Annotated in this window: 40 protein-coding genes; 1 reads left to right on the forward strand and 39 read right to left on the reverse strand. The window is 51.4% G+C overall.

Annotation, left to right across the window (positions count from 1 at the left end; genetic code table 11):
* Window positions 1–190 precede the first annotated feature (190 nt).
* From H3L98_RS10340 to H3L98_RS10515, 36 genes are all read right to left on the reverse strand, one after another.
* Window positions 191–538: a hypothetical protein gene (locus H3L98_RS10340; protein ID WP_027022603.1), complete on the reverse strand. Its 348-nt coding sequence runs from the start codon at window positions 536–538 to the stop codon at window positions 191–193.
* Window positions 535–2208: a phage head morphogenesis protein gene (locus tag H3L98_RS10345; RefSeq protein WP_051532148.1), complete on the reverse strand. Its 1674-nt coding sequence runs from the start codon at window positions 2206–2208 to the stop codon at window positions 535–537. Before H3L98_RS10345 ends, H3L98_RS10340 begins: the two co-directional genes overlap by 4 nt.
* The gene (locus H3L98_RS10350; RefSeq protein ID WP_027022604.1) at window positions 2205–3632 is read right to left on the reverse strand and encodes a phage portal protein family protein; all 1428 of its coding nucleotides are present in this window, start codon (window positions 3630–3632) and stop codon (window positions 2205–2207) included. Before H3L98_RS10350 ends, H3L98_RS10345 begins: the two co-directional genes overlap by 4 nt.
* Before the next feature lie 16 nt (window positions 3633–3648).
* Window positions 3649–5265, reverse strand: a complete 1617-nt coding sequence (gene terL / locus H3L98_RS10355) for a phage terminase large subunit (RefSeq protein ID WP_034333875.1) — start codon at window positions 5263–5265, stop codon at window positions 3649–3651.
* Between the two features lie 2 nt (window positions 5266–5267).
* Complete coding sequence (locus tag H3L98_RS10360; RefSeq protein ID WP_027022606.1) at window positions 5268–5771, reverse strand: DUF1804 family protein; 504 nt, start codon at window positions 5769–5771, stop codon at window positions 5268–5270.
* 1 nt (window position 5772) lies between these two features.
* Window positions 5773–5994: a hypothetical protein gene (locus tag H3L98_RS10365; protein ID WP_027022607.1), complete on the reverse strand. Its 222-nt coding sequence runs from the start codon at window positions 5992–5994 to the stop codon at window positions 5773–5775.
* Window positions 5991–6272, reverse strand: a complete 282-nt coding sequence (locus H3L98_RS10370; RefSeq protein ID WP_027022608.1) for a hypothetical protein — start codon at window positions 6270–6272, stop codon at window positions 5991–5993. Before H3L98_RS10370 ends, H3L98_RS10365 begins: the two co-directional genes overlap by 4 nt.
* Window positions 6269–6592 carry a hypothetical protein gene (locus tag H3L98_RS10375; protein ID WP_156932346.1) on the reverse strand — a complete coding sequence of 108 codons (324 nt, stop codon included), beginning with the start codon at window positions 6590–6592 and terminating at the stop codon, window positions 6269–6271. Before H3L98_RS10375 ends, H3L98_RS10370 begins: the two co-directional genes overlap by 4 nt.
* The gene (locus tag H3L98_RS10965; protein WP_246327823.1) at window positions 6589–6891 is read right to left on the reverse strand and encodes a hypothetical protein; all 303 of its coding nucleotides are present in this window, start codon (window positions 6889–6891) and stop codon (window positions 6589–6591) included. Before H3L98_RS10965 ends, H3L98_RS10375 begins: the two co-directional genes overlap by 4 nt.
* The gene (locus tag H3L98_RS10385) at window positions 6806–7198 is read right to left on the reverse strand and encodes a hypothetical protein (protein WP_027022610.1); all 393 of its coding nucleotides are present in this window, start codon (window positions 7196–7198) and stop codon (window positions 6806–6808) included. The genes H3L98_RS10965 and H3L98_RS10385 overlap by 86 nt, the downstream gene beginning before the upstream one ends.
* A gap of 12 nt (window positions 7199–7210) precedes the next feature.
* On the reverse strand, window positions 7211–7390 hold the full coding sequence (locus H3L98_RS10390) for a hypothetical protein (protein WP_027022611.1): 180 nt from the start codon (window positions 7388–7390) through the stop codon (window positions 7211–7213).
* A 4-nt stretch (window positions 7391–7394) separates the two neighbouring features.
* A complete protein-coding gene (locus H3L98_RS10395; protein ID WP_084481929.1) occupies window positions 7395–7625 on the reverse strand; it encodes an Acb2/Tad1 domain-containing protein in 231 nt (76 codons plus the stop codon).
* Between the two features lie 2 nt (window positions 7626–7627).
* Entirely contained in the window at window positions 7628–7837 is a 210-nt protein-coding gene (locus H3L98_RS10400) for a hypothetical protein (protein ID WP_027022613.1), read from the reverse strand.
* Window positions 7827–8180 (reverse strand): hypothetical protein, encoded by a 354-nt coding sequence (locus tag H3L98_RS10405; protein ID WP_027022614.1) that lies wholly within the window; start codon window positions 8178–8180, stop codon window positions 7827–7829. Before H3L98_RS10405 ends, H3L98_RS10400 begins: the two co-directional genes overlap by 11 nt.
* Before the next feature lie 31 nt (window positions 8181–8211).
* On the reverse strand, window positions 8212–8391 hold the full coding sequence (locus H3L98_RS10410; RefSeq protein ID WP_027022615.1) for a hypothetical protein: 180 nt from the start codon (window positions 8389–8391) through the stop codon (window positions 8212–8214).
* A gap of 14 nt (window positions 8392–8405) precedes the next feature.
* On the reverse strand, window positions 8406–9044 hold the full coding sequence (locus H3L98_RS10415; RefSeq protein WP_027022616.1) for a hypothetical protein: 639 nt from the start codon (window positions 9042–9044) through the stop codon (window positions 8406–8408).
* Window positions 9045–9165: 121 nt separating this feature from the next.
* A complete protein-coding gene (locus H3L98_RS10420) occupies window positions 9166–9642 on the reverse strand; it encodes a Mor transcription activator family protein (RefSeq protein WP_051532149.1) in 477 nt (158 codons plus the stop codon).
* The gene (locus tag H3L98_RS10425; protein WP_034333907.1) at window positions 9635–10054 is read right to left on the reverse strand and encodes a gp16 family protein; all 420 of its coding nucleotides are present in this window, start codon (window positions 10052–10054) and stop codon (window positions 9635–9637) included. The genes H3L98_RS10420 and H3L98_RS10425 overlap by 8 nt, the downstream gene beginning before the upstream one ends.
* A gap of 131 nt (window positions 10055–10185) precedes the next feature.
* Entirely contained in the window at window positions 10186–10395 is a 210-nt protein-coding gene (locus tag H3L98_RS10430; protein ID WP_027022618.1) for a helix-turn-helix domain-containing protein, read from the reverse strand.
* Entirely contained in the window at window positions 10392–10553 is a 162-nt protein-coding gene (locus H3L98_RS10435) for a hypothetical protein (RefSeq protein ID WP_156932347.1), read from the reverse strand. Before H3L98_RS10435 ends, H3L98_RS10430 begins: the two co-directional genes overlap by 4 nt.
* Before the next feature lie 38 nt (window positions 10554–10591).
* Window positions 10592–10855 (reverse strand): hypothetical protein, encoded by a 264-nt coding sequence (locus tag H3L98_RS10440; protein ID WP_027022619.1) that lies wholly within the window; start codon window positions 10853–10855, stop codon window positions 10592–10594.
* A 134-nt stretch (window positions 10856–10989) separates the two neighbouring features.
* Complete coding sequence (locus H3L98_RS10445; protein WP_027022620.1) at window positions 10990–11268, reverse strand: HU family DNA-binding protein; 279 nt, start codon at window positions 11266–11268, stop codon at window positions 10990–10992.
* A gap of 96 nt (window positions 11269–11364) precedes the next feature.
* On the reverse strand, window positions 11365–11889 hold the full coding sequence (locus tag H3L98_RS10450) for a host-nuclease inhibitor Gam family protein (protein WP_027022621.1): 525 nt from the start codon (window positions 11887–11889) through the stop codon (window positions 11365–11367).
* Window positions 11886–12254: a hypothetical protein gene (locus H3L98_RS10455; protein WP_034333878.1), complete on the reverse strand. Its 369-nt coding sequence runs from the start codon at window positions 12252–12254 to the stop codon at window positions 11886–11888. The genes H3L98_RS10450 and H3L98_RS10455 overlap by 4 nt, the downstream gene beginning before the upstream one ends.
* Window positions 12251–12724, reverse strand: coding sequence for a hypothetical protein (locus tag H3L98_RS10460; protein ID WP_027022622.1), 474 nt, complete (start codon window positions 12722–12724; stop codon window positions 12251–12253). The genes H3L98_RS10455 and H3L98_RS10460 overlap by 4 nt, the downstream gene beginning before the upstream one ends.
* Window positions 12721–13050 (reverse strand): hypothetical protein, encoded by a 330-nt coding sequence (locus H3L98_RS10465; protein ID WP_027022623.1) that lies wholly within the window; start codon window positions 13048–13050, stop codon window positions 12721–12723. The genes H3L98_RS10460 and H3L98_RS10465 overlap by 4 nt, the downstream gene beginning before the upstream one ends.
* Window positions 13047–13733: a DUF2786 domain-containing protein gene (locus tag H3L98_RS10470; RefSeq protein ID WP_169733482.1), complete on the reverse strand. Its 687-nt coding sequence runs from the start codon at window positions 13731–13733 to the stop codon at window positions 13047–13049. Before H3L98_RS10470 ends, H3L98_RS10465 begins: the two co-directional genes overlap by 4 nt.
* Complete coding sequence (locus H3L98_RS10475) at window positions 13717–13971, reverse strand: hypothetical protein (RefSeq protein WP_027022625.1); 255 nt, start codon at window positions 13969–13971, stop codon at window positions 13717–13719. The genes H3L98_RS10470 and H3L98_RS10475 overlap by 17 nt, the downstream gene beginning before the upstream one ends.
* On the reverse strand, window positions 13971–14261 hold the full coding sequence (locus tag H3L98_RS10480; protein ID WP_027022626.1) for a helix-turn-helix domain-containing protein: 291 nt from the start codon (window positions 14259–14261) through the stop codon (window positions 13971–13973). The genes H3L98_RS10475 and H3L98_RS10480 overlap by 1 nt, the downstream gene beginning before the upstream one ends.
* Window positions 14262–14332: 71 nt before the next feature.
* The gene (locus H3L98_RS10485) at window positions 14333–14521 is read right to left on the reverse strand and encodes a hypothetical protein (protein WP_027022627.1); all 189 of its coding nucleotides are present in this window, start codon (window positions 14519–14521) and stop codon (window positions 14333–14335) included.
* Window positions 14502–14681, reverse strand: a complete 180-nt coding sequence (locus H3L98_RS10490) for a hypothetical protein (protein WP_027022628.1) — start codon at window positions 14679–14681, stop codon at window positions 14502–14504. Before H3L98_RS10490 ends, H3L98_RS10485 begins: the two co-directional genes overlap by 20 nt.
* Before the next feature lie 4 nt (window positions 14682–14685).
* Window positions 14686–15030, reverse strand: coding sequence for an XRE family transcriptional regulator (locus H3L98_RS10495; protein ID WP_246327824.1), 345 nt, complete (start codon window positions 15028–15030; stop codon window positions 14686–14688).
* Window positions 15020–15580 carry a hypothetical protein gene (locus H3L98_RS10500; RefSeq protein WP_027022630.1) on the reverse strand — a complete coding sequence of 187 codons (561 nt, stop codon included), beginning with the start codon at window positions 15578–15580 and terminating at the stop codon, window positions 15020–15022. Before H3L98_RS10500 ends, H3L98_RS10495 begins: the two co-directional genes overlap by 11 nt.
* A complete protein-coding gene (locus H3L98_RS10505) occupies window positions 15577–16305 on the reverse strand; it encodes an AAA family ATPase (protein ID WP_027022631.1) in 729 nt (242 codons plus the stop codon). Before H3L98_RS10505 ends, H3L98_RS10500 begins: the two co-directional genes overlap by 4 nt.
* Window positions 16306–16386: 81 nt before the next feature.
* Window positions 16387–18507, reverse strand: a complete 2121-nt coding sequence (locus tag H3L98_RS10510; RefSeq protein WP_084481926.1) for a Mu transposase C-terminal domain-containing protein — start codon at window positions 18505–18507, stop codon at window positions 16387–16389.
* On the reverse strand, window positions 18504–18719 hold the full coding sequence (locus tag H3L98_RS10515; protein WP_246327825.1) for a helix-turn-helix domain-containing protein: 216 nt from the start codon (window positions 18717–18719) through the stop codon (window positions 18504–18506). The genes H3L98_RS10510 and H3L98_RS10515 overlap by 4 nt, the downstream gene beginning before the upstream one ends.
* Window positions 18720–19103: 384 nt before the next feature.
* On the opposite strand from H3L98_RS10515, the gene H3L98_RS10520 reads away from it, so the two are divergent.
* A complete protein-coding gene (locus H3L98_RS10520) occupies window positions 19104–19883 on the forward strand; it encodes a S24 family peptidase (protein WP_027022632.1) in 780 nt (259 codons plus the stop codon).
* Window positions 19884–20061: 178 nt separating this feature from the next.
* Here H3L98_RS10520 and H3L98_RS10525 read toward each other — a convergent pair whose 3' ends face one another.
* The 3 genes from H3L98_RS10525 to H3L98_RS10535 form a co-directional block, all read right to left on the reverse strand.
* Entirely contained in the window at window positions 20062–20364 is a 303-nt protein-coding gene (locus tag H3L98_RS10525) for a hypothetical protein (protein ID WP_027022633.1), read from the reverse strand.
* 141 nt (window positions 20365–20505) lie between these two features.
* Window positions 20506–22422, reverse strand: a complete 1917-nt coding sequence (dxs, locus tag H3L98_RS10530; RefSeq protein WP_156932353.1) for a 1-deoxy-D-xylulose-5-phosphate synthase — start codon at window positions 22420–22422, stop codon at window positions 20506–20508.
* 146 nt (window positions 22423–22568) lie between these two features.
* Window positions 22569–24017: a capsule assembly Wzi family protein gene (locus H3L98_RS10535; protein WP_051532151.1), complete on the reverse strand. Its 1449-nt coding sequence runs from the start codon at window positions 24015–24017 to the stop codon at window positions 22569–22571.
* Window positions 24018–24090 lie beyond the last annotated feature (73 nt).

The raw sequence follows: 24090 nt of genomic DNA on the forward strand, positions 1-24090 counted from the left end.
AACAATACCCCCCCTTTAAACCCCCTTTAAAAACGCCACAGATTGCGTTGGACGTATCGGGTGGGAGTAGGATAAGGGTGGAATAAAAAAACGCCGTAAAACGGCGTTTTTGCAAATCAGGATAATCGGGCAGTACAGGACAATCAAAATAAATAAAAAACAGCCTGAATGATACAGGCTGTTTTTAACATTAAAAATCCACATCTATACCGCCGCTATCTATATTTCCGCATAATTTGTCGTACATCTGCTGCAATTCGGGCGGAATATCATAGCCGCCATGAATAAACATGGAAAATAATTCGCTAGGGGAAGTAAGCGGGTCGCTTAATTCGTTTAAATTGGGATTGGGCGGCAGAATGTTCTTCCACTTTTCCGAGAAAGCCCGCTCAACCAAAGCATTCAAAGCCTTTACCGCAGTTTCGTCACCGTAAATTTTCCCACTATTGGCGATAGGGAATACCCCCCTTTGTTTTGTTTCCCAGTGAATCTGACCGATAGGGGTTCGGTTACGGGTTAATGTAAATACGGTAATCATGGTTTGTATCTCAATAGCAATGCCAAGCCGAAGTGGAAAAAGTCGGGCTTTGAAGCCAATTGTGCAAATAAAGCGGGGTTTCCGCCTAATAATGACTCAAATGTCATGGTCATCATTTCTCTTGGAAGCGGATTGCTTTCATCGCCATACATCTTACCATAGTAAGGGTCGGGAAAGCCGTCTTTTTTCGCTATCTCATGTTTGCCGTAGCTTAAAATGCCTGTTAATTCCTGCAACGGGTGTGCCGTTTCCCCTGTTGTCCGTTCATGCCACAGGCGCACAAACAAATCATTCAAGTCAGGCATGGCAGCCTGTAAGCGGTGGGCAAATTCATGTATATAACGAGAGTGGTTTAATACTGGATTAGTTTCCAAAGCGATGGAAATCAAGCTGCCGCCCGCTCTTGTCATCTTGTTTTTTAAGGCATAGACAAAATGGTCGTACATGGCGGGCGGATTATCAATATTACTGATTAAATAATTATAATCCTTAAGGGTCAGGTAAGTTTGGAAAGAGCGGACATCTCCTGCTTCAACCACCGTTACCCCTTTGGCATTGGACATATCCAGCCAAGCCTGCGGGTATCGGGACACCACTTCGCCAAATTCTTTAACCAAGTCGGGGTCTGTGCCGTTTAACAAAACGTTTTCGCCTGTTTCCACTCCCTCCAAGCGCATGGCTTCCATAATCCCCAAATGCGGCTGCTTTTGCTCAAATGCCGTGATAATGGTTTCTCGATGTTTTTCAAACAGGCGTTTGCCTTCGGCGATAATGTTGTCGCTGCTGGACAGCAGTTCCTGCTCGGCACGTTTTGCCAAATATTGTGCCAATTCATTCTCTGCAGTTGTCGCAAACTCGGTGCCGTGCTTTTCTGCTGCCAAATCCAGCAAATTATCCAGCCGTTTGGCATGGTTATGCGCAAAGGTTGGTGTGATGTCAAACGGCACTTGCACGGTTTGCCCCGTGCGCGGATTGGTAAATTCCACCCATTCTATATGCTCTTGCCCGTCGTCAATCACGCCTTTGCGGTGGTTTTCAATTTGCTGTGCATCAAAGGCATCGGGATTTTTGGCAATGTCTTCGCCGCGCTCTCGCAGGGCTTGGGCTTCGGTAAGCTGACGCACGGTGCATTGGCAGCCGTAGCCGTTGGGGGGATAGATGGTCTGCCAAATGGGGTCGCTTACGCGCCAAATGCGGTTATAGTAGCTCATATGGCTTTGGCGTTTCTGCTCGGCAACGGACGGGATATATTTCAAAAAAGGAAAATCGTCTTGGTATGCTTGGATGCGTTGCCAACGTCCTGCGGCATAGGCGGTTGCCATATTGGTCTGAAAAATCACGCGCAAACGGCGGGTACTGCCAAGCTGCACGGTTTTGACAACACCGTCCGCAGGGTCAGTCATTACCTGCTCGCCCCACCAGCCGCGTGCCATTAAAAAGGGTTTTAAACGCTTTTCAAAGTCGCGGTAAGCCGTGCCGTTTTGCATGGCGGTTTGCAGCGCGGCTTTGGTTTCCGCCAGTAAATCCATGTCCATCATTTTGGCAACAGCGAAGCTGACAGAATGCTCGTACAGCCAAACATCGTAATGGCTGTAACTGGGCAGCAGCTCGCGTCCTGCCAAATGCTCATAAGCAGCGCGGTCAAGCAGGCTGGTAAACTGGACGCTCACGCCTTGCCCTCCATGCCGTCGGCAACGGCTTGGCTGTTTTGGTACACCAAGCGGTCAATGAGGATTTGGTCGCCCACGCTCAAATCCAAACCGTCCAGCAGGCGTTCAAATTCTGCGTAGCTGTTGGCTTGCGCGGCCGCCGACAAAATGGCTTGGATTTTGGGCTGCATGATTTTTTGGTCGGCGGAAAGCTGCACGGGGTCTTGGCTGTCCGACAGGCGCACGGATAAGGGCAGGTTTGCACCACCTTTTGCATCGCTGACCACGCGGAAATGTTCGGGTTCAAAACCTAACACGTCGGTGTAATAGGCTTCGGTTAATTCCACCTTGCCCGTTGCCAAGTATTTGGCATCGCGCTCGGCACGGTCTTTATCCACTTTGTTTTCGGACGCATACTCAAACCACAAATTGCCTGAAACCTTAATCGGCGCGGCATAATAGCCGTTTAGGGCAACCAGCGCGTCCACAATATGCTGTACCGCCGTTGCCATCAGGTTAAGGTAAGCATCAATGCGGTCTTTTTGGTTATCCTGCTCTACCTTTTGTGCCGAGCGGCTGCCGTTTATCAGCTCGCTGGTTTTAACCCGTCCCAGTACGGATTTTTGGATACGGGCGTTTGCCATCTGCTCCAGCAGCCTGAAAAACTCGCCCGTTGCCGCGTTTTGCAGCATTTGCAGCTCTTCTTCCACGTCAATCGCCGCCGCACCACCATTTTTAAAACGGCTGACGGTTTGCGCCGCCGCATCTTTGTCGCCCTGTGTTTTGGCAACCAGATAGGGCTGGGCATAACGTTGGGTAAACTGGTAGGCATAACGCCAGCCTTCGCGCCGCAGCATCACGGCGGGATAAATCCGCACCACCGCCATTTCGCCTGCGGGGTTTTTGGAGGTGGCTTTGTTGGTTAAAAACAGGTGGGCAAATTCGGTGTCGGCGGTTTCCTCACCTAAAACGCCGTTGTAAACCAAGCGGTCAAATTTGGGGACGTATCTGTCCAATTCATCGTGGCGGCTAATCACGCGGCTCAACACCACGAAGCCGTCATCGTCTTGCTTGTACACCAGCCGCGCCACCGCATAGCCGCACAGCTTGGCGACCACCACCTGCTCGGCAATGGCGGGCAGGTTTTTGCGGATGCACTTATACAGCTTGTCCATCTGCACATCATCGGTATCGTCGCCGTACAGCCGCCAAGTGCTGGCCAGCAGCGCGGACACCACGTCTTCACGACAGGCATCCACTTCATCGTCTGACATCACTGCCTGATACACCTGCTGCCGCGACAAGCCCAAATACCCCAGCAAATCATCGCTGCCTTGGGCGGCAAAAGCATCCAGTGCGTAGGCGGTATCTTGCACCAGTTGTTTCATATCCAGCGGCTTGGATTTAACCAGTGCGCTGGCTGGATTTTTCTTTCTTTTTGGCATGGTTTTATCCTAATACCTAATAAGGGCAGTTTTCGTAAATTGGTATCGGGCGCATTCCGCCGCCTGCGCGACTTTGCGACAACATCCACAGCATATGCAAAGCATCGGGACCGTCGTCGTGGTCGGCTTTGGGAAAGTGGCGCAACTGTGTTTGCAGCACGCTATGCTCACGTCCCAGCCAAATCAGCCCGTTTGCCAAATGCGGTTGCAGGGTTTCAATGCGTAAAGTTTTATCGGCATTGGGTCGGATGCCCTGTGCGGGGACGGGTACGCCCGCCAATGCGCTACGCCGCACCAGCTCGCTTTTAAAAAACTCTTGGAACTGGATAATTTCCACAGCCCATTTTTTGCATTGGTACTGCCGTTGCAGGGCAATAACGGTTTCAATAATCTTGTCGGGCAGCATTTTTTTAATCACGGCTTCCAGCACATACAGCCTGCCCGTGCTTTTGCTGCGCCCACCCACCAAAATAGCGGACGGGTCGCGCCCGTTGCCCGATTTGCCCATAGATGGGTCAATCGCGCCAAAGATTTCCAAATCATTCGGCAGGTCTTTTTCCACATAGATGCAGCGTTCAATCAGGTCGGCAAACGGGGCATTGCTGCCTGAAACGGGGTCGTTTTGGTACTCGCTGTCAAAGGCATCGTGTCCGTCACGGGCGCGGATTTTCATCAATGCCAAAATATCGCGTGCCGCCCATGATGTTTTTGCGCCGCGTACCATTTCTGCCTGATGCTTGTCGTAAAACAGGGCGGCAATCTCTTCGCCCTCGCTGCGGTACAGGTTTTCCCAGCGTTCCCATAAGTCCATGCGCTCCGGCCACGCCAAAACTGCCTGAAACTTGCGGCTGTGCCAAAACTTGTTTTGCAGGGTGCGGTTCAGCACGCTGTCGTAGTGCAGCACCGTGCCGATGTAAATCACATCGTATTTTTGCCCCACGCCGCCCAGTTGCAGCACGGTTTTGGTCAGCCATGCGGAAAGTTTGTCGCGCTGGTCGGGATTGCGGACTTGTTCGTCGTTTTCTATATCGTCCAAGACGGTCAGGTCGGGACGGTATGCGCCGTGGCGCAAACCGCGCAGCTTTTTGCCGCTGCCCGCCACTTGGACTTTAACGCCGTTGGCGGTCACGATTGTGCCTGCCTGCCAAACTTTCCCCTGTCCTGTGGCTTCGGGAAAATCGCTAATCAGGCGCGGATTAAATTCCAGCTCGGCTTTAATGGATTCCAGCATCGGGTAGGCTTGGTCGATGCTGTCCATAATGGCGACAATGTATTTTTTGCGCCCCGTTACGATGCACCACAGCGAAAACAACTGCGTTACCAGCGTGGATTTGGCTTCGCCACGCGGTGCGGCATCGGCTTCGGTTTCGTTTTTGTCGGATTGCAGGATGGCGGGTAAACGGCGGAATAAATAGCGGTGCAGCTCTGATTGATGGGGCGAGCGCACATAGTGCGGAAAGTAGTTTTGGACAAAGTATTCGTAGCCCGTTACGGGGTCAAATACGGCATTGCGCCGCTCGGCAACGGCGGCAGGCGACGGGTCAAAGCCCGATACTTCCGCTTCAATGGTTTGGCGCAGACGGGCGGAATACGCCGCGATTTGCTGTAAAAATTCTTTTTTGTTAAAAGACATAATCAGCCCTTGAGTTTTTCAGGCAGCTTGGCAGCAAAGCCGTCCAAAATATCCACAAAGGCGGCGGTATGCTGCGGATGGTGTTCGCCGATATAGTCGCCCAACGCCATCAATACTTTCATGCCCGTTGCCAGCTCGTTGGTTTCGGGCAGCACTTTGCGGCTGGCGGAAACGGTTTTGTTAAACGCATCTGCCAAGCTGGTCAGCGATTCTACTTTGGCGGCTGGGGGCATAGCCTCGTCTGCCTGTAAGCCTTCAATGGTGGACTGGTATTGCACCAAAAAGCCCGCCAAAATCGCACGGGACACATCTTCCATACCACCACCTGCCATCATGTAGGCGGTGCGCTGTTTGTCCCAGTCCTCGCCTTTTTCTCGATCAGCGTATTTCCACTTTCTCGCAGTCGCAGCGGAAATACCACACATCAGCGCGGCGTTTTCCAAGGACTGCTGTTCCACCACATACAGGCGGCGCAGTTTTTCACGGGTCTCTTGCGGGTGCGCCATATCACAGCCCCAGTTTGGCGCGGATATACGCCACGCCCACCGATACCACGCCGCCGGTAACCACGCCTGCCGCGCCGCCCGCTATGATGGAATCACGGCGGCAGTCTTTGTGGATTTGCTTCAGGTGTTCGTCCATTTTGTCCTGTTTGGCAATGGTTTCATCCTGCTTATCGCGGATTTCCTGCAACATTTTCAACACGGCATCTTGTTGTTCGGATTTCATTTGTCTGCCTTTCTGTCCAGCTTTTCGCTGACCTCTTTTACATTCGCTTTGATTTCGCGCAGCAGCTCGGCAATTTCGCCGCGCTGTTCGCGGGCTTCGGCTTTGCTTTGGTAGTTTTTTTCTACCTGATGCAGTTGTTCGCGCAAACGGGTGCGGTCGTGTTCGGCATCGGCAAACCTGCGTTTTAAATCATTGATAAAATGCCATAACAGCGCGATTAAAAAGCTGATTAAAATGCCGAATGCCCATTCCACCGTTAAAGGAATTTTGCCAATCATGCTTTACCCCTTTCTGCCCACGCAAACCGCACCTGTATGCCGTCCTGCCCGTACTGCGACAACACCGCACCGCCTTGCTCAAACGCCAGCGTATGCGGTTCAAACAGGCGTTTCAGGCTGCCTGCGTGTTGGCGCGATACGGTAAAGACGGCATCAAAATCGCGGTTTAAATGCCAGTTAAACGGGATTTGATTGCGCTTTAACAAGCCGTACACCAGCCGCGCAAAGGTTTCCTGCTCGCGGCTGCGGCTTAATCCCAATTCGGCGCGGGCGTGGTAGATAGACAGCACGCGCTGCACCTGTTCGCGGTAATTCATCACGGCACGTTCTCGCTTTCTGCTTGTTCATTCACCCATTGAATCCAGCCGTCCAGTTTGATTTCTAACTGGCGCACATACGCGCCAAAATCGGCAGCGTGCGCCAACAGGTCGGCGGCTTTGCCCGATGCGGGCGGTTCGGGGCGTGGCGGCTTTTGCATCAGCGCGGACGGCACCGGCGGCAGCACGGGTTTTTCAATCACTTTGACGGGCGCATCAGTAGCCGAGTGATTTTTGGTAATGTTGCAAGCCGAGAGTGCCAAGCACGCTGCAATCGGCAGCAGCATCGTTTTGGATAACATGGGGGATTTCCTTTTTATGGTTTGCGGATTCGGTGCGGGCTTGGACAGTGGCGGCAAACAGGTTTTTGTCCGCTTCACGGGCTGCCTGTAAACGCGCCTGATATTGCGCGGCGTGCTGTTGCAGGGCGGCGGTGTAGTGCTGCTCGGCTTTTAACAGCGCGGCGGCGTGGGTTTCGCGCAGCTTGGCAACTTGGGCATCGCAACGGTTTTGCGCGTGGTGTCTGCCCGATTGATAAGCCGTTGCGCCGACAAACAGCAGCGCGGCGGCGGCAAGGGCGGGTTTCAGGTAGTGGGGCAAGCTAAACATAGATACTCCTTATTAAAGACAGTAATTTATGCCACGTGCAGGGTTGTTTAAGCGCAGCAGTTGATGGGCGATTTCGTCTACTTCCGCATCGGATAGGACTTTCCCTTGCCTAGCCGCCCACAATACGGCTTCTTCCAATGCTTTACGCTGCTTGCCAGTTAAATGGTCAATTGGGTTTGGTTGCTTTCCCATACCGTTACACCGTCAAAGCCTTTACAGCACGCATTTGCGCGGTTTCCAGTTCGGTGATTGCCACAGACGCATGACGTTTTGCGTCTTGCGAGCTATTTGGGTCGCTACGCAAGTCATTCATCATGTCAATTAAATCGGCAAATGCTTGTTTGCATTGCGTTACTTTTTCGTTACCGCTTGGGTTAAATGTTAAACCCACCGCTTTTTGACCAAATGTTAATTCTTTGTTTTTCATAATCATTCCTTTTCTTTCTTAATCTCGGAAACCTGCTGCACGGCGGCAATGGCACGTTTGGCTAACCCATAGCCGCCCACCATCCCCCCATACGCCCACCATTGCCATTCGGGGGCATCGCCACTGACAAACTGCCACGTCATCACACCCGCAGCGATATTTGCCCACACCTTACTGTGTGAGATTTGCCCCGTGGTTGGGTTATTGACCAAACCGCCTAACCAGTTTGAGAGGCGGCTTTTTGGCGGCGGGGGCTGTGGGGCTGGTGGGTCTGATTTCGGGTAATGTTTCGGGTGGGGCATCTTGTTCCTTTCCACATTGCAAGTGTCCATAACGTGCTAATGTTCGGCGATTCAGCTGCTCGGTAAATGGGTCAGTATTGCCAAACGCCACGCGCAGGTGTACCGCACGTCCTTCGGCATAGCGGTGGGTTACAGTGCGCTTACCTTTTAACAGGGCTTTGATGCGGTGGTAGTCGTCTTCAGGCAGGGTAACGGTACAATCTGCGGCGGCCATTGCAGCCGCCAGCATCATGGGAATCACGGCAATTCGCATTGCTTTAGCTCCTCTGGTTTGGGGTGATGATTTAACGGCGGCGGGCGCGGCGTTTTTTAGCAGCGCGACGGGCGGCGGCCACACCGCTGAAGCGGTGGGCTTTGCCGTAAAAAGTCGGTTGGCGCACAGCTTGGGGTTGTGGCAGTTCGGTAAAAGCGTGTTTAAATTTGGCGACAGCAGCAGCCAAAGCCGCATAAAGGGTGTGTTTCATCGGCTTTTCCTTTCTTAATTCATCGCCCGCAACGCGGCTTCAAACTTGCGGGCATAGGCGGCAATCGCCTGCGCCTTATCCGTGCCGTTAATGATGCGGCGGGCATTGACGTAATCGGCTTGGTCGCCGCGTATGTAGTCAGACAGCTTGCGCCCCGTAAACCAGCCGTCTCGCATACCGAAACACATAATCATGGCGGCAATATCGGGACGCATCGCCAGCTTGGGTTCGCGTGCCAGTTGTCCAGCATCGGTCAGCACCGATCCCAGCTCTTTGCCCGCACGCAGATAGTTTTCTAACCACGTTAATTGGACATAACCGCGCCCGTAGTACAGGTGCGGATAGTCGGTTTCGGTGTACACAACGGGCTTGCGTTTTTTATCGCCGTGGGCGTGGCAGTAGCACACACCGTTGCTGTTGGTAAGCCATGTGCCGTATTTACGCCCCGCGCCCTTGCCGATTTCGGCGATGGGTTGCATGGTGCGGGCGGTTTCATGGTAGGCGGTGGCGAGCATATACGCCTGCTCGCACACGCTAAACGGACTGATGGCGGTGAGCAGGGCTTCCATGCCGTCCACCTGCTTTTGTGTCAGGTTGCCTGAAAACAGGCTGTGCCGTACTGTGTCGTAAAAGGCGGCGCGGTTTTCGTTCATTTTGTTCCTTTTTGGTTGATATTGCTGCCATTTTGCCCGTTTGCACCGCTTACGGCTGCTTGTTGCATTTCAATACAAAATCCCCAAGCATGAGATGCTTGGGGATAGGTTTCAGATGGGTTTAACCTGCCATTGTCCACAACTGCGTTTGCGCGGGTGGTTCGGACGGTGGGGCATTGACGATGTCAAAGATGCGCCGCTGTGTCAGATGGTAGGCACGGGCAAGATTCTGCGCTGCCAGCATCGTACCCATCGGATACTGCGCCCGCGTGGTCAGCTCATCATATTCGCGGCGGATTTCCCTGTTTCGCAGCTCGCGCAGCACCGCATCACATTTGGGGATATTTAGCTCGCGTTGTCCGCCCAAATGCTGCTCAATCTTGCAAGCATTGTCTTCGCCCACCACTTCAGCAAGGGCGAAATGCAATACTTTTCCCTGTTTATTCTTGTTTTTACCGATTTTAAACGTTGTGCCGCCATAGTTTTTAACCAGCAAATACGCACTATCCAAACCAATCAGGCGCACAATTTCCGCGAACATCGGCGGTAGCAGGTGTTGCAAATCCGCAAAATCCTGTTCGTTGATTTTCTTATCCATTTGCAGTTTCCTTTTCTTGACGTTGCGCGTGGTATTGCAGCGCAGCCACCACACGGTGCAGTTGGTCGTTGTCCAAGCGGTTTACGTTTTCCACACCAAACATTTTTTTCGCTATGCCATGTGCATAATTCCATGTTTTGCCTGTTTCATTCAGCAAAGCGGCGATTTTACGCATCATCGGTGTCGCATCGGCGCGGCGCAGCGGGGTTTTGCCAAGCGAGTGTCCAAAGCCCAAACGCGCCAGCTCTTGCGCCACCCGTGCCAATTCCGCTTCGTTCATTTTCGCGCATGATTGCTTACTGGTAACACGCATCAGCATGGCGCGGTAAGTGGTGTCGTCCATGCCTAGCTGCACCTTGCCGATATGGATTTTGGCAATCAGTTTTTGCCGTGTATCAGATTGATTTGCCATCGTTTGATGCCTTTCAATACCTGTAATGTCCAAAATATACATAAGTTACAAAGATGAGCAAGCCCCCAACAGCAAAAATCCCCGCAAGCACACACTTGCGGGGATGAAACAACAACAAACAGGGTTAGGATTTAGTCAGTGTTTGCCAATGCCGATAGTTTACGCCATTGCAGCAAGGGCATATCGGTATGGGACGGTTTGTCAGTTTCCGCCAGCCACATTCTGACCGTGCGGTCAGACACGCCCAAATAGTTTGCGGCTGCCGCCTGTGTCATACCCAAGATACCCAACAGATGGCGCAGATTGGCGGGCGTATAGCCCGTTTCGGGGTAAGTAATCATAAGCTAAATGCCCACCACAACAAGGATACGCCGCCAACGGCATATAACAGCCAGATTTTATATCGGTGTTTGATGAGCCATGCGACTTGTTTATCCAATTTTTCTGATTCTGCCCGTAAGCGTTCACGCTCAATACGGTATTCTTCATCATTAAACATGGTTTTCCTTTCCGCAGCCCCTTGCGGGGCTGCCCGAATTATTTGTTAATAAATGATTTTACTAATGCTACTAAACCGCTTAACGCACCCACTGCGCCAAAAATCATGGCTGCGAATGAAAAACGCACATCATAGTTTAGTTTGCGGGTTTCGGCTTGTGCCTTTGCCAGATGCTCTTTTGCCAGTTCCCGCTCTGTGCGAATTTTCTGCCGCTCTTCGCGTGTTTTCAGGATGTTTTCCAGTTTTTGTACTGTGTCCCAATCCTTGCGCTGGGTGGCGCGGCGCATTTCTTTTTTAATCATTTTGACTCCGTGTTTGTTGTTGATGTGTGTATTATAGGAAACAATACTTCCTATGTCAAGTGCAAAAACAAAAAAACGCCACAAAAGTATTTAATACTTTCATGGCGTTGCTGGTGCTTGTTACTAATTAACTGTTAGCTGTTGGCAACCGCATCTTTCAGGTTTTTACCCGCTTTAAATTTGGGGACACGGCTGGCGGGGATAATCAGCATTTCGCCCGTGGCGGGGTTACGCCCCAAACGTTCGGCGCGTTTCAGCGTGCCAAACGTACCGAAGCCCGTCAGTTGCACCTCACTGCCTTGCGCCAGCGTGTTGCCGATAACGGCAGTCAGCGCGTCAATGGCTTTGGCGGCATCGGCTTGGTTTAAGCCTGCTTGTTCGGCAACGGCTTTAATCAGTTCTTTTTTGTTCATGGTTTTACTCCATTATAAGGGTTAAGGGATTGGGCGGTTCCGCCGCCCTGCGGTTGGGGCAAGTTTCAACTTGCAGAAAGGGTTTTTAAAAACGGTTTAAATGTGGCTTAAATCTTGGTCGTGCGGTTCAATCACAAAGTATTCGCGTCCCTCCACGATTTTCAGTCCGGGTACTTGCCCGCTATCAAACTTGTCGCGCTCGTTTAAGACGGCATCTTTATTGACTTCTTCTTTTACGCGAACAAAACGTTCCAAATCGGGGTTGGCTTTCAACAATGCCAGCACCGCCGCCGTACCCGTTACCCGCACAGACGGCGGGTTGTTGCGCCATTTAACCGTACCTGTTACCAAATCGGCACTTTTAACACTGCCGTTGTCAGTCAGCGCATCGCGGTTGGCTTCACACCAGACTTGTACGGTTTTTTGCAACTCTTCCATTTGGGCGTTCAGCGGGGCAGTGGCTTCGGCGTACTGCTGTTGCAAGGCGGCAATGCCATCGTTCATCTCGGCTTCTTGGCGTTTGACTTCACGACTGATGTCGCCAATTTGCTTAATGGCATCAATAATATCCTGTTTGCTTTGGTTGGACAGGGCGGCGGTTTTTACACGGGTTTTGCTCATAGTGTTTTTCCTTTACTTAAGATTTTTAAAAGTTGTTGCAGTCGGTTACGGTTTGCTGCCATCTGTTCGGGCGTGGGTTTATGGGGCAACAGCTTGACCGTGGGCGGCGGCACGGGTGGCAGACTGTCAATAATCAGGCGGGGTGTCGGAAACCGCTCGGCATTCGCCCAAAAGGTGGCAAATGCCTGCTTCAGACGTTGGCTGTCGCGCTCCTCATCCCATGCCCACGGCAAGTTATCAAAGGTGGTTTGCCATGCCATCATCGTGCCTTCAATCGCATCGGCGGCAGGGGCATAGGCCAAACGCAGGGTTAAGGTGTATTGCAAACACTCAACCAGTGTATTGTTTACTTCAGGTGGCATCATCGTTTAAATTTCTCCAAGTTGACCGCTGCGCTTAAGGTTTTACTGGACACAGCGGGGGTGGTGGATTGATGGGGTGTGGCGGGTCGGACGGCAGTGGTATCGGCAGGCTGCCAACCTGCCAGCACTTCATACAACCAGCCGTGTGTTTTTAAGGGGAGCTTCAGCGTGTGGCGTGCCGCTAATGCAGTGGCAAAGGCATAACGCCATGCTTCGGGCGGCGCGGGGTGGACAACGCGGTTGCGGGTAATTTCGCCTGCCTGTATGTCGCTTGCCAGTTCCGCCAACAGCTTCGCCGTGCGCCCAAATGACAGGCTTCCTTTGGCTGGGCGAAACAAACCCAGATACTGCAATGCAGGTTTTGCCAGCTCGCCCAATTGCGCGGTTAAAACCACTACTTCACGGGCATCATCGTGCGCCAACAGAGCGTCTAGGCTGTTTTCCGCGCCGCAGCAGGGGCAACGGGTTTTCATGATTTTCTCGCTTTCATATCAATCGGGCGCAGCGACATACCAGACAAGTGGGTCAGATTCAGACTGACCATGTCAGCCACTCTGTCCTTTCTCTCCCGCTTTAACCGCAAAAATGTAAATGGCGTGAGAATCACGACTTCATCACTTTCCTGCAATCCTGCCCATTTGATGCAGTCGCCGCGCTGAATGCCACATTCGCTATCATTAACCTGTAAAACCAAATACCAACTGTTTTTATAGATAGATATGCCACGACAGGGATGCGGTGGTGGATAGTTTCCGAAACAACGCGCAATCTGGCGCATAAAATCTTTTAGGTTGCTCATGACGGTTGCTCCAATTGTCGCGCCGTTTCCGCTTCTCCGCCCATTGCGTGATGCAGTTGCGCGGATTTGCCTGCATCGCGACCGATTCTGTAGTCGGCGGCGGCCATCAACTGCGTATAGCCGTCGGCATGGCGTTTGCGGTCGGGGGCTTCTTGGATTTCATAACGGCTCATATGCCGTTCAATCAGCCCTTTCTCATGGGTAGTCATGGCAAATTCGCTTACCATGCCACTTACGGTTTGCACCCAGCCGATGCAAAAGGCATCGGCACGGTAGATTTTGGCTGAGCGCGGACGCACATATTTCAGGGTGTCTGCCATATAGCGGCGGCGGGCAGCCTGAAGCTGGCGCAGCAGCACTTCGTAGGCGTAGGCAGCGATTTCGGCGCGGTGCGCGGGACCGACAAATACGGCACAGCCTGCTTGAAAAAAGTCGTTCACACCGAAAGCATGGCTGACCGTGTGTATCAGTTGCCAATGCCAATCAGGTAAGTTACGCGTTTTGGCGGCAGGGCGGCTGACTTCACTGATTTCTGACAAGTCCACATCCACCTGATTCAAGCCGTATTGCGCCATCAATGCCTGTGCGTGCTTCAATGCCTGCGCCGCTTCGTTTTCATTGGCGGATTGGCTTAATGCCAAGCATTTTTTGATTTTTTCTAAAGCCTTATTCTTGTCCATCATTTTGTCCTGTGCTTTTCCATTCTTGCGCCAGCTCGTCATACACGCCCAAGTCTCTCTGATGATTGCTGTAATAACTGTTCATCTTGAACATCACATCGGATGCAGCATCAGTTGCAGTCGGCCAACGGTAACCATCGGTATCAGCCAGCAGCTTGTCGCCATTTTTCAGAGTGGCTGCGTGTAGCCCGTTCTGCTCTGTTACCTGCAACGTCAGGTGGTAGGTTTGTTGTTTACTCATCAATGACTCCGTTGTTGTAAAATAGACTGATACTGTGGCGATAATAAGTCGTGTGGCTCGCAGTCCAGCCAATCCGCCAAACGGTCAAACCAATCTTGACGCGGCAAAAAACTGCCTTTGCGCCAGTAATGCACTGTTTGACCAGAGACAGGCACTTGGCAAAACTCGCCGATTTTCTGTGCCATCTCCTTGTCATGGATGTTGCGCCAACCTTTTTCAGCCAGTAATTCCGCAAGGTTTGCCGCAAATTCACGGCGGGCATCTGGCAGTAGTCCACATCTTCCACTCATGGTGCAAATTCCTTTAAATTAATGGTTTATCAAATTGGCAGGGCAAAAAAATATATCGCCCCGCCAAAGGCTTATGCAGCTTGCGGCTGCCGATGTTGCTGTTTTGCCAGCTCCGCCATTACCCGCTCCTGCCAGCGCAACAGATGCTGTTTCTGCTCTTCGGTTACATAGGGAATGGCGACAAAACCATAACCACCATTCATAAACACGCGGGCTTCATTCAAACATTCGCGCCGCTCTTCAATCGGTACTTGCTTCATGTTTCTGCTCCTGTTGCTGGTGTTCGCACTTTAAACATACTTCTGCCCAGTTATTCAATCCGCCGCCGCGCCCGTGTCCGATAAAGCGGAAGTTCCGTAAAAACTTGGCTTTGCGGCACACGGCGCATTCTTTGCGGCGTTGCCATCTGCGCTGCGCCATCTCCTTACTCCCGTTTCGGTCGCTTCGGGCAGTTTTGACACGCCCGCCAATGCGCCATTTTCATGGGATTGTGAGTAGGGGCTTTACCGTTGGCGGTTTCCACGCACATCAGCAATGGCATTTCCGCCCCTGTATGTGGGCAAGCGATGCGCGTGTACACTTCCAACACACGCTCGCACACCTTATCCGTACTGCCTGCATATTTGCCATTCATAATCAGGCTGACAGCAGTCAGGCTGTACCCCAAGTCTTTGGCGACAATCCCGCGTGAGCTTTCCGCCACCTTTGCTTCCAAAATACCAAACCACTCTTCATGCATATATGGCTTGTTAATACGTTTATTCGTCATCGCTGTATTCCTTTTTATAAACTGTTGCTTGAGTATTGGGGTCGTACACTTCCGTGATGTGCCATACCTGCGGCGCACGTCCGCCCGTGTTTTTAACCAACACATAATGCGGACGGTTCGCCGTTCCCGTGTTTTTCAGATAGCCTGCCTTTGCCAACCATGCTGTGTAATGGCGCAAGGTGCTGCGGGCAATGGTATGGCTCATACCGATATGCACCTGCAACTCGTCCAACCCAAAACTTTTCAGGATTTTGATGGTGCGCCATGCTACGGACGACAAGGTTTCGGGCAAGGGCTGTCCGTGGCGGTCAATACGCGGTGCATCCACACCGCAATCTTTCAACAGCCGCCATGTTTTAACCAGTTTGCCTGTAAACACATCACGCTGCTTCAACACTTCCACATAGCCCGCCTTTTCCAAACCCAACATCAAGGTGGCAACATTTTTCGGATTGATGCCCGTTTTGCCTGCCAGTGTGTTGGCAGATAAAAACACCGTTTTTTGCTGGCGCAGGATGTCCCAAATTTGCTGACGGCGGGGCTTTCTCATACGCGCACCCCGCGTTTCGGCACTTCCCCTTTATAAAATTCAAAGCCTTGCATTTTGGCAATGCTACCCATATCCGCCGATTCATAGCCGTTTACCGCTGCCGCCTCCGCCAAATTCACCAAATTGACGGTTACGCGCCGCACCGACCCGTGTGCCAGTTCCACAATATGCGCCAGCAGCTCTTTATCAATCTGCACATCAGGCGCATACACCGCCGCCAACAGCTCCGCATCTGCCATGCTCACGGGCTGGGCAGGAATCCAACTCAACACGCGCCCGTGGAAACGCTCGTATTTTTTCAGCTTGTTGGGCAACTGCTCTTCGCCCACCAGCATAATAGGAGCTTGACTGCCCTCGTAGATGTCGCGTACCAGCTCCACCATGCCCGCCTTGCTGACCAGATAATCGGCTTCATCCAAGATTAAGGGGCGTTGGCTGGCAGCAAGCTGTTCGACAATATTGTCCAAGCTGGCGGCAACGTTTTTGCCAACGGGTACACCCATTTCAAAACAGGCTTTTTCCAGCAGGGTTTTTTTGCTCCAAGCCGAGCGCAGTTGCACATAATAGGCTTGGGTGCGGTTGGCAACCGCCACCGTAGCAGTGGTCTTACCGTAACCGCTCGGACCATACAACACGCCCAGTCCAGGCAAGCCGTCCATACGGTTGGTCAGTTTTTCCATCGCAATCGCGACCAAAGAAAGGTTGTTAATATTGGCAATTTTCATGATAGAATTACTCCGTTTAGATAGGTTTTAAAAAATCTTTAAACACATGGCGCAGGAAGTTCCGTTTCCTGCGCCGCTTTGTCAGGCAGCCTGCTTGTGCATCGCCTGATACTCATGGCTTTGTGGATAACGCTTAACCCACCGCGCCGCTGCATCAGGCAAATCCGCCCTGTCGCAGATGCGCCAGTATTCGGCAAACCGTTCCGCCGCCGTTTCAGGCACACGCCACACATTTGCCTGCTGTACCTCGCTTACTGGCACAACCACCGCCTGCTGCTTGTCCGCATTTGCCCGTTCCGCCAAGCGCACCATCGCCGCTTCCCCTTTGGCTGCCAGTTCCGCCCCCGATAAATCCAACACCATGCCTCCCAAATTCACGCTGGGCTGATGTTCCAACAACGCCGCCCCGCGCCGTTCTGCCAGCGCATCCTGCACCCGTACTTCCGCCCGTTTGATACGCGCTTCCGTGCGTTTGTCTATCGCTTGAGCCACCACACTTTCAGGGTAGTAGGATTGACTGTTACCATTCCATTCCGCCTTGCATACCAGCCTGCCCGCATCGTCATACACCCACACCCATTGTGCGTCCTGCACATCGTAGCCCACCCGCATTTCCAAACCGTTGTACTCATTAAGTTGTTCACTAAAATAAACATTGTTGAAAATACTGATTTCACCACGTCTTACCGTGCGGACAATTTGCGGACGGAATAACCAGCCTTCCTCTTCCGCCCCCACTTTTGGCGGCTCGCCAAACTCCTTAACCTTTAACGCCCACATCTCATGTGGCGTTAAGTGGCGTTTCTTACCGTTTGCGTCCGTGATTTTCGGCAGGCTGCGGTGTGGACGGTTGTTATAATCGTCCACAATCGCTTCCACATAAGCCTTAAACTCATCCCAAGTGGGAATCGGGCTATTGATGATTTTCCCGTGCAGCTTGATTTCCTTGCGCGACCAGCGATACACCGTTTTCCGTGCCTCATCATCCATATCCTTGCCGATATAGCTGGGCAAGGCTTTAGCTGCATGGGTAAATATCTGGTGGCTGCGTTCCGATGCCCCTTTCGCTTGCGAGTTATAAGCGCGGGCGTGTTTCATCGTCATGCCCAACCGTCCCATTAAGCCCACCGCCTCATCGGTCATCATCAGATTTTCAAAGCCTTTACCCCAGTCCACATACCACACCGCCCCAATCGCCGTACGACTCGCATGGCACAAGGCTTCAAGCACCGTAAAACGGCTTTCCGCCAAGCCCACGCTCCAACCCATCAGCCGCCGTGTCGCAATATCCAACACCGTCGTGATTTCAGGTCTAAACGGCTTACCGCTCAACGGATTCAACACCTCCGCGTCAAACTGATGCCCGTCCGCCGTGTAAATCGCCGCAGGTGGCAGGTGCAAAAATTCCCGCCGCGTAAACGGCAAATCGTTTTTCAACTCCCGCGCCCCCTTGCGCCCCACCTGACGGCTGACCATGCCCATTTTCGCCAACGCCCGCCGCACCGCATGGACACTCGGCGGTTTTTCAAGTGGTTTTTGCGCCGCCCAATCAGACACAAAATAGAGGTAAGCCCGTTCCACACTCGGCTTCATCGGCTGCTGCCAATGCTGCAAAAACAAGTTCAACCACGCAGGCACACGCATATCTGCCTGTATCTTTTTCGCAATCAGATTACCCGAAGCCTCACGCTGCGCGAACCAACGTTTAATCGTCCGACTGCTGGGTATGCCCCCACCACCGCCGCGCTTATCGTTAGCTGCCGCCAACATCGCCGCCAAATGCGGATATTCCGCTTGTTTGGCTTGGGTCAGCAGCGTGGTAATTGCCGCATCCTTACCCACACCCGTTTGCGTCATCAGCTTTTCCACTTCCTGCAACACCGCCAACCGCGCCCCCTCCTGATTACGTTGTGCTGCTGTACTGCCAGCCAACGCATCTTCACGGGTATCAGCCTGTACAGCAGGCAACGGTGCAGGTGCAGTTTCCGCCAACAGCTTTTCAGCCTGTTGCGCCTGTATCTGTTTCAAGATAGCAGGTGGCGGCGTGTACATTTTTTTCACACCGCCTTTGCCGCCTTTGGCTGCCACTTCAATAAATGCCCATGCTTCCGTTTTAATTCGCTTGGTTAAGCCTGATTTGCTTTTTGGCAAATCGGGCAGCTCCAAAGCCAATAATTCTGCAATGGAAAACTGCATACTCATGCTGCCTGTTCCTCATATAGATAACGATAACGCGGACGGATACGCCTACCGTCTTTTGTCCAACGCTGCGGAAATAACTCATGCAGTGGTCGGTTCAAAAAATCAGCGATGGCTTTCTCGCCTGCCAAACTTGGTTTTTGCAATGCCAAACTCACCACACGCGGCGAGATATTGTATTCACGGGCTAGGTCAGTAAGGGTTTTTCCCCGCATTCTGATTTCAGCCCGTATCAATTCAGGATGCACAACCTCTCCTTTCTCAAGTTCAAAACCATTTAATCGGCAAACCTGATGCCAATGCACCAAGTTTGCCTGTTAAACAGCCTTTCAACTGTTTCTTTGATACAGATAGCTTGCACTTATTCGGCTTTTTTCCAAATTGTTAAAGAGCAATTTCCAAAACGTTTTATAATTTCTGTTTGGAAGTTTTAAACATGATAAAGTAGTACACCAAAGTAATCAACTAGTTTACCAAAGAAGTTTACCTATTTTCAGGTAAGCTATTGATAAATAATTGAACTAATTTTATTAACTCTGTGTCCGACTTGGTGTCCTACTTTTCCAAAAAGTAGGACACTTCATTTGGAACAAAAAACGATGGAATTAAGCACCCAAGAAATAGTGGATTTGGTTCAACACGCCCGAGAACAAGGCATTGAAATTGACTTGCCTTCAAGTAAAGGAGGGGTAAAGAAGAGAGCAGAAAGTAAAAACTGGGCAAGCCGCACAGTAAAAGGCAAAGGTGGACGCAATGGTGTCAAGACGTTGTACACCTTACCTGATAAGGTAATCCATGAATTAACAGAAAAAGGCTTACTGCACCTGCTGGAAACCGCCCCCAGTGTCCCCCATACAGCCACCCCACCATCTGCCCTGTATGATTTACCCCTGTCCATGCAGCCCGCTTTTAGCCAATACCAACAATGGGCAGCCGAGCAGGACCGCAAACGCATCGTCCCCATCCGCTATTACAGTCAAGTATTTGCCAGCGCAGGCAACGGCAACATCGTCTGGGACACCAACTGCGATGTCATGTGGTTTCGCGCGTCCTTTATCCAGCAATTAGCCGTAGAGCCCGCCCATTGCTTCTGTACCCGCGTACAAGGCGACAGTATGTTTCCTACCCTGATTGACCGTGGAGCCGTGTTGTGGCACGCCACAGCCCGTTTCACAGGGGAGGGCGTGTACCTGTTCCGCCAATACGACGAGATTCGCGTCAAACGCCTTGTCCGTACCGCCCCCGACCGCTACCAAATCATCAGCGACAACCCCAACAAAAGCATCTACCCCACCGTAGAATTGGACTTAAGTCGTTTTGAACCGCACGAATTTGAGTTATACGGCAAGTATTTATGGAGCGCAGGCGTAGCAGGCTGACCATTTTTCCCCATAGCCAGCCCATTCCATGACAAAAACCGCGCAAAATAGCCCAAATTCTGACCATTTTTGCGCGGTTTTACCCAATTTGCATTTTCGCCTGATTTTCGTCTTGTTTTTTGATTACCTTAAATTTTTCGCCAATTTTTTCCCCTTTTCCCCTATGACATAATTATCACTACCCCATATTTGTAACGCCCAGCCCTTTTAAATACAAAACACCAAATGAATATTGTGCATTGGCATTACCTTGAGCAGCCTGAACTGCCCACAAACGTTTGGCTTCAGCATAGTTACCTTTTTTAAAAGCGGCGTAGGCTTTAGCATTTGCGCTACTTGTAGGTTCATTCAATGTCCAAGTAAAACGAATTTGCGTACCATCAGAGCTGACTTGTACATCACTCTTGGCATAAACAGGCGCGGTCAGCATCAAAGCAGCAATCAGGCTTACCACCAAACGGCGGGGGGGGGATTTTTTCATTTGATTCAACCTTCTATCTTAATTTTTAAAAATTAATTGTACAAGGTTATTACACACAATAACCCACATACAACATCAGCTATATGCCCAATTAGGGCAGGCTAATTGTAGCACAACGTAGTGAATTTTTCATATACGATTTTAAGGCAACACATTATCAGGTAAATTTGAAGCATGTGCGCCCAACCATGCGTTTACCCGCGTTTGCAAGCCTGTGGCGCATAAATCCATATCTGCCAGTAATTTATCGGCATCGCCATGTTCGGTTACGATGTCGGGAATCCCCAGCAGCAACACGGGTTTAACCACGCCTGCCTGTGCCAAGGCTTCCAAAACCGCGCTGCCCGCACCACCTGTGGCGGCGTTTTCTTCCACACACACCAAATAATCATACGACTGCGCCAATTGTGCCAGTAAATCGGTATCCAAGGGTTTGACAAAACGCATATCGGCTACGCTGGCATCTAGGGCTTGGGCTGCTGCTAAAGCGGGTTGCACCATGCTGCCAAAGGCAATGAATGCCACTTTGCCTGCACCTGTGCGCCGTAATACGCCTTTGCCTAGGGCAACGGTGTCTAAATGCTCTTGCACGGCTGCGCCGCAGCCCGTACCGCGCGGATAACGCACCGCCGCAGGCTTATCCAATTGATAACAAGTAGATAATAATAGACGACATTCGTTTTCATCGGAAGGCGCGGCAATCACCATATTGGGTACGCAGCGCAAAAAGCTTAAATCATACGCGCCTGCGTGGGTGGGTCCGTCTGCGCCGACAATGCCTGCGCGGTCAATGGCAAACAAAACGGGTAGGTTTTGCAGGGCAACATCGTGAACCAGTTGGTCGTAAGCGCGTTGCAAAAAGGTGGAATAAATGGCGACAACGGGCTTAATGCCGCCGCAAGCCAGCCCTGCGGCAAAGGTTACGGCGTGTTGTTCGGCAATACCGACATCAAAATAGCGTTCGGGAAACTGTTTTTCAAATTCCACCAAGCCGCTGCCTTCGCGCATGGCGGGGGTAATCGCCACCAGTTTGCTGTCGGCGCGGGCTTGGTCAATCAGCCATTGCCCGAAAATTTGGGTGTAAGTGGGGCGTGGCGTGGCGGGCGCAGCAGGTGCAGAAGACGGGGTTTTGCCAATGGCGTGGTATTTAACGGGGTCGTTTTCCGCCAATTTATAGCCCTGACCTTTTTTGGTAATCACATGAAGCAGTTGTGGACCTTTGCGCTGTTTCAGTTCTCGTAATACTTGTACCAGTTCGGTTACATTGTGTCCGTCCACTGCGCCTGTGTAGGCAAAACCAAAATTCTCAAACAGCGACAAGGATTGTTTGACGTGTTCGCTTTCGCTGGCAACGGTTTTGAGCTTTTGTTCGGCTTTTTCTGCCAAGCCTTTGACAGTAGGCAATTTGTCCAAAATAGGCGCAGATTGTTTTTTGATGTTGTGCAAAACATCGCGCATATCGCCGTGCAACACGCGCCGCGCCAGATATTTGGGCAATGCACCCACATTGGGGGATATGGACATTTCGTTGTCGTTTAAAATCACCAATAAATCAATGTCCATATCGCCTGCGTTGTTCAGGGCTTCAAATGCTTGACCTGCGGTCATGGCGCCGTCGCCGATAATGGCAACGCTGCGGGCTTCACTGCCTGCAAGTTTGTCGGCAACCGCCATGCCCAATGCCGCGCCGATGGATGTGGAGGAATGCCCGACACCAAAATCATCGTACTCGCTTTCGCTGCGCTTGGGAAAACCCGCCAATCCGCCAAATTGTCGCATGGTATTCATGCGGTTTTTGCGTCCCGTTAAGATTTTGTGCGGATAGCTTTGATGCCCTACGTCCCACACCAGATGGTCGCTCGGGGTGTCGTACACATAGTGCAGGGCAAGGGTAAGCTCTACCGCGCCCAAATTACTGGCAAAATGCCCGCCGGTCTGCCCGACGCTTTCCAATAAAAAAGTACGCAGTTCGGCTGCCAGTTGTGGCAGTTGTGCCAAATCAAGACGGCGCAGGTCTTCGGGCAGGGTAACGGTATCGAGCAGGGGCGTGTCCATGATGTCGGGGTTTGTGTATTGGGGTTGTAAACGGCTGGGATTATAACGCAGGCGCACCATAATGGGGCAGCGCAGACAAAAACCCGTCCTGTGGTTTTTGTCTTGCACAGACAAAAAACCAAAAGACGGGTTGAGCCAATCAAATAACTTTAGAACGACATATCGGCTTTTACGCCCACGCCGCCTTTGCCCTTGCCATGTTGGGCTTTGGCATACCAACCGTTTGCGCCCACACGCAGATTGATGTCGTTTTTGGTATTGACTTCGCCTTCCCACATCACAGAAGCCCCTTGTGTTTTTTGCTGTTGGGCTTTGTTTTTACGCACGGTTTGCGCGTGAACCAGCTTGCCGCCAAAGTGTTGGCTTTTAAACCATTTGTTGCTGTCGTCGTGGAATATGCTGGAATTCATACCCAACACCACCGAACGCACATCGCCACCCAAAGGATGCCCTAAAGGCATATCTTGCTGATAATAACCATCTTTATAAGTGGTATGACGATAAGTCACATTGGTCATTTTTCCAAATTTGGTACTGGTGTCCGCACCTTCCAAATGCCAATTTAAGGTTTGCCGCTCCGATACTTTATGGCTACCATCAATGCCCGCCAAAAAGAAGTTTTTAGACGGCATTTTATTGGCTTCGTCTTCACCAACCATCTGCCCGTAAACGGATACAGGTACACCTACCAAAGGTTGCAGCTTCAGCTTAACATCAAAACCAGCCAACTGATTACCAGGGTCTTGTTTTACCTGACCATTCTCACGCGCAATAATGGCATTACCCAAAGCCTTCCAATCCTGCGGACGACCTTGTCCGCCCCATTGTGCAGTACGCGACATACCAAAATCCAAATAATCGGTAGGCGACACAGTAACGCGCATACCCAATAATTTGGTGTGGCGCGGCGATTTCATGTTTTCCTTATTTAATTGTTGTCCGACAAAAATCTGATAATTCCATTTCCCCAACCACGACAGCCATTTGCTTTCAAACGGTTTTTGCACGCCGCGTTGCAGATTGAGCGCCACAAACGGACGTGCCGTATCACCCAAAATCAAACTGCCTTCATGTGCAGGTCCCCAATAGCGTGACTGCTGTCCCACGCTTAACCACTGATTACCGATTTTCAAGCCCGCATACGATTCCGCCAAATCCAAATGGCTGCTGCGCCCCAAAGTGTCGCCGCCCACAGCCCCTGCCTGTATGTTTAAATCAAAATTATCCGTACCGAAATGTCCCCCAGCCGATACACGATATTGGTCTTCAGGTTGATTCGTCCCCAAAGGCAGTAAATCGCGTTTGCTGTTGATTTGTGCTGAAAATTTAAAACGGTTGTTATCCGCGTCAATATATTGGCGCACCCGTTCCACAATTTCTGCATCGTTTATCGTAGCGGGTTTGGCTTGGTCCAGCGCCGATTTGATTTCGTCTGCGCTTAAAGGCCAAGTAGATAAGTTCAATTGGATAATATTGCGGTTTGACAGCCAATTCAGGTCTTCATGCAAACGGGTATTGGTGGGAATCAATTGTTGTGCTGAAGCCAAGGCACTGGACAATGCCATCGCAGCGGCAAACAGCTTAAAAGAATGTTTCATGGTATGTGTTGTTCCGAAATAAGGCAGTCGTTTGTTTTTCTTTTGTCAAACAATGATGCAGTTAATGAATTAA

This window comes from Conchiformibius steedae (assembly GCF_014054725.1).
In the GTDB taxonomy this organism is placed as follows: Bacteria; Pseudomonadota; Gammaproteobacteria; order Burkholderiales; family Neisseriaceae; genus Conchiformibius; species Conchiformibius steedae.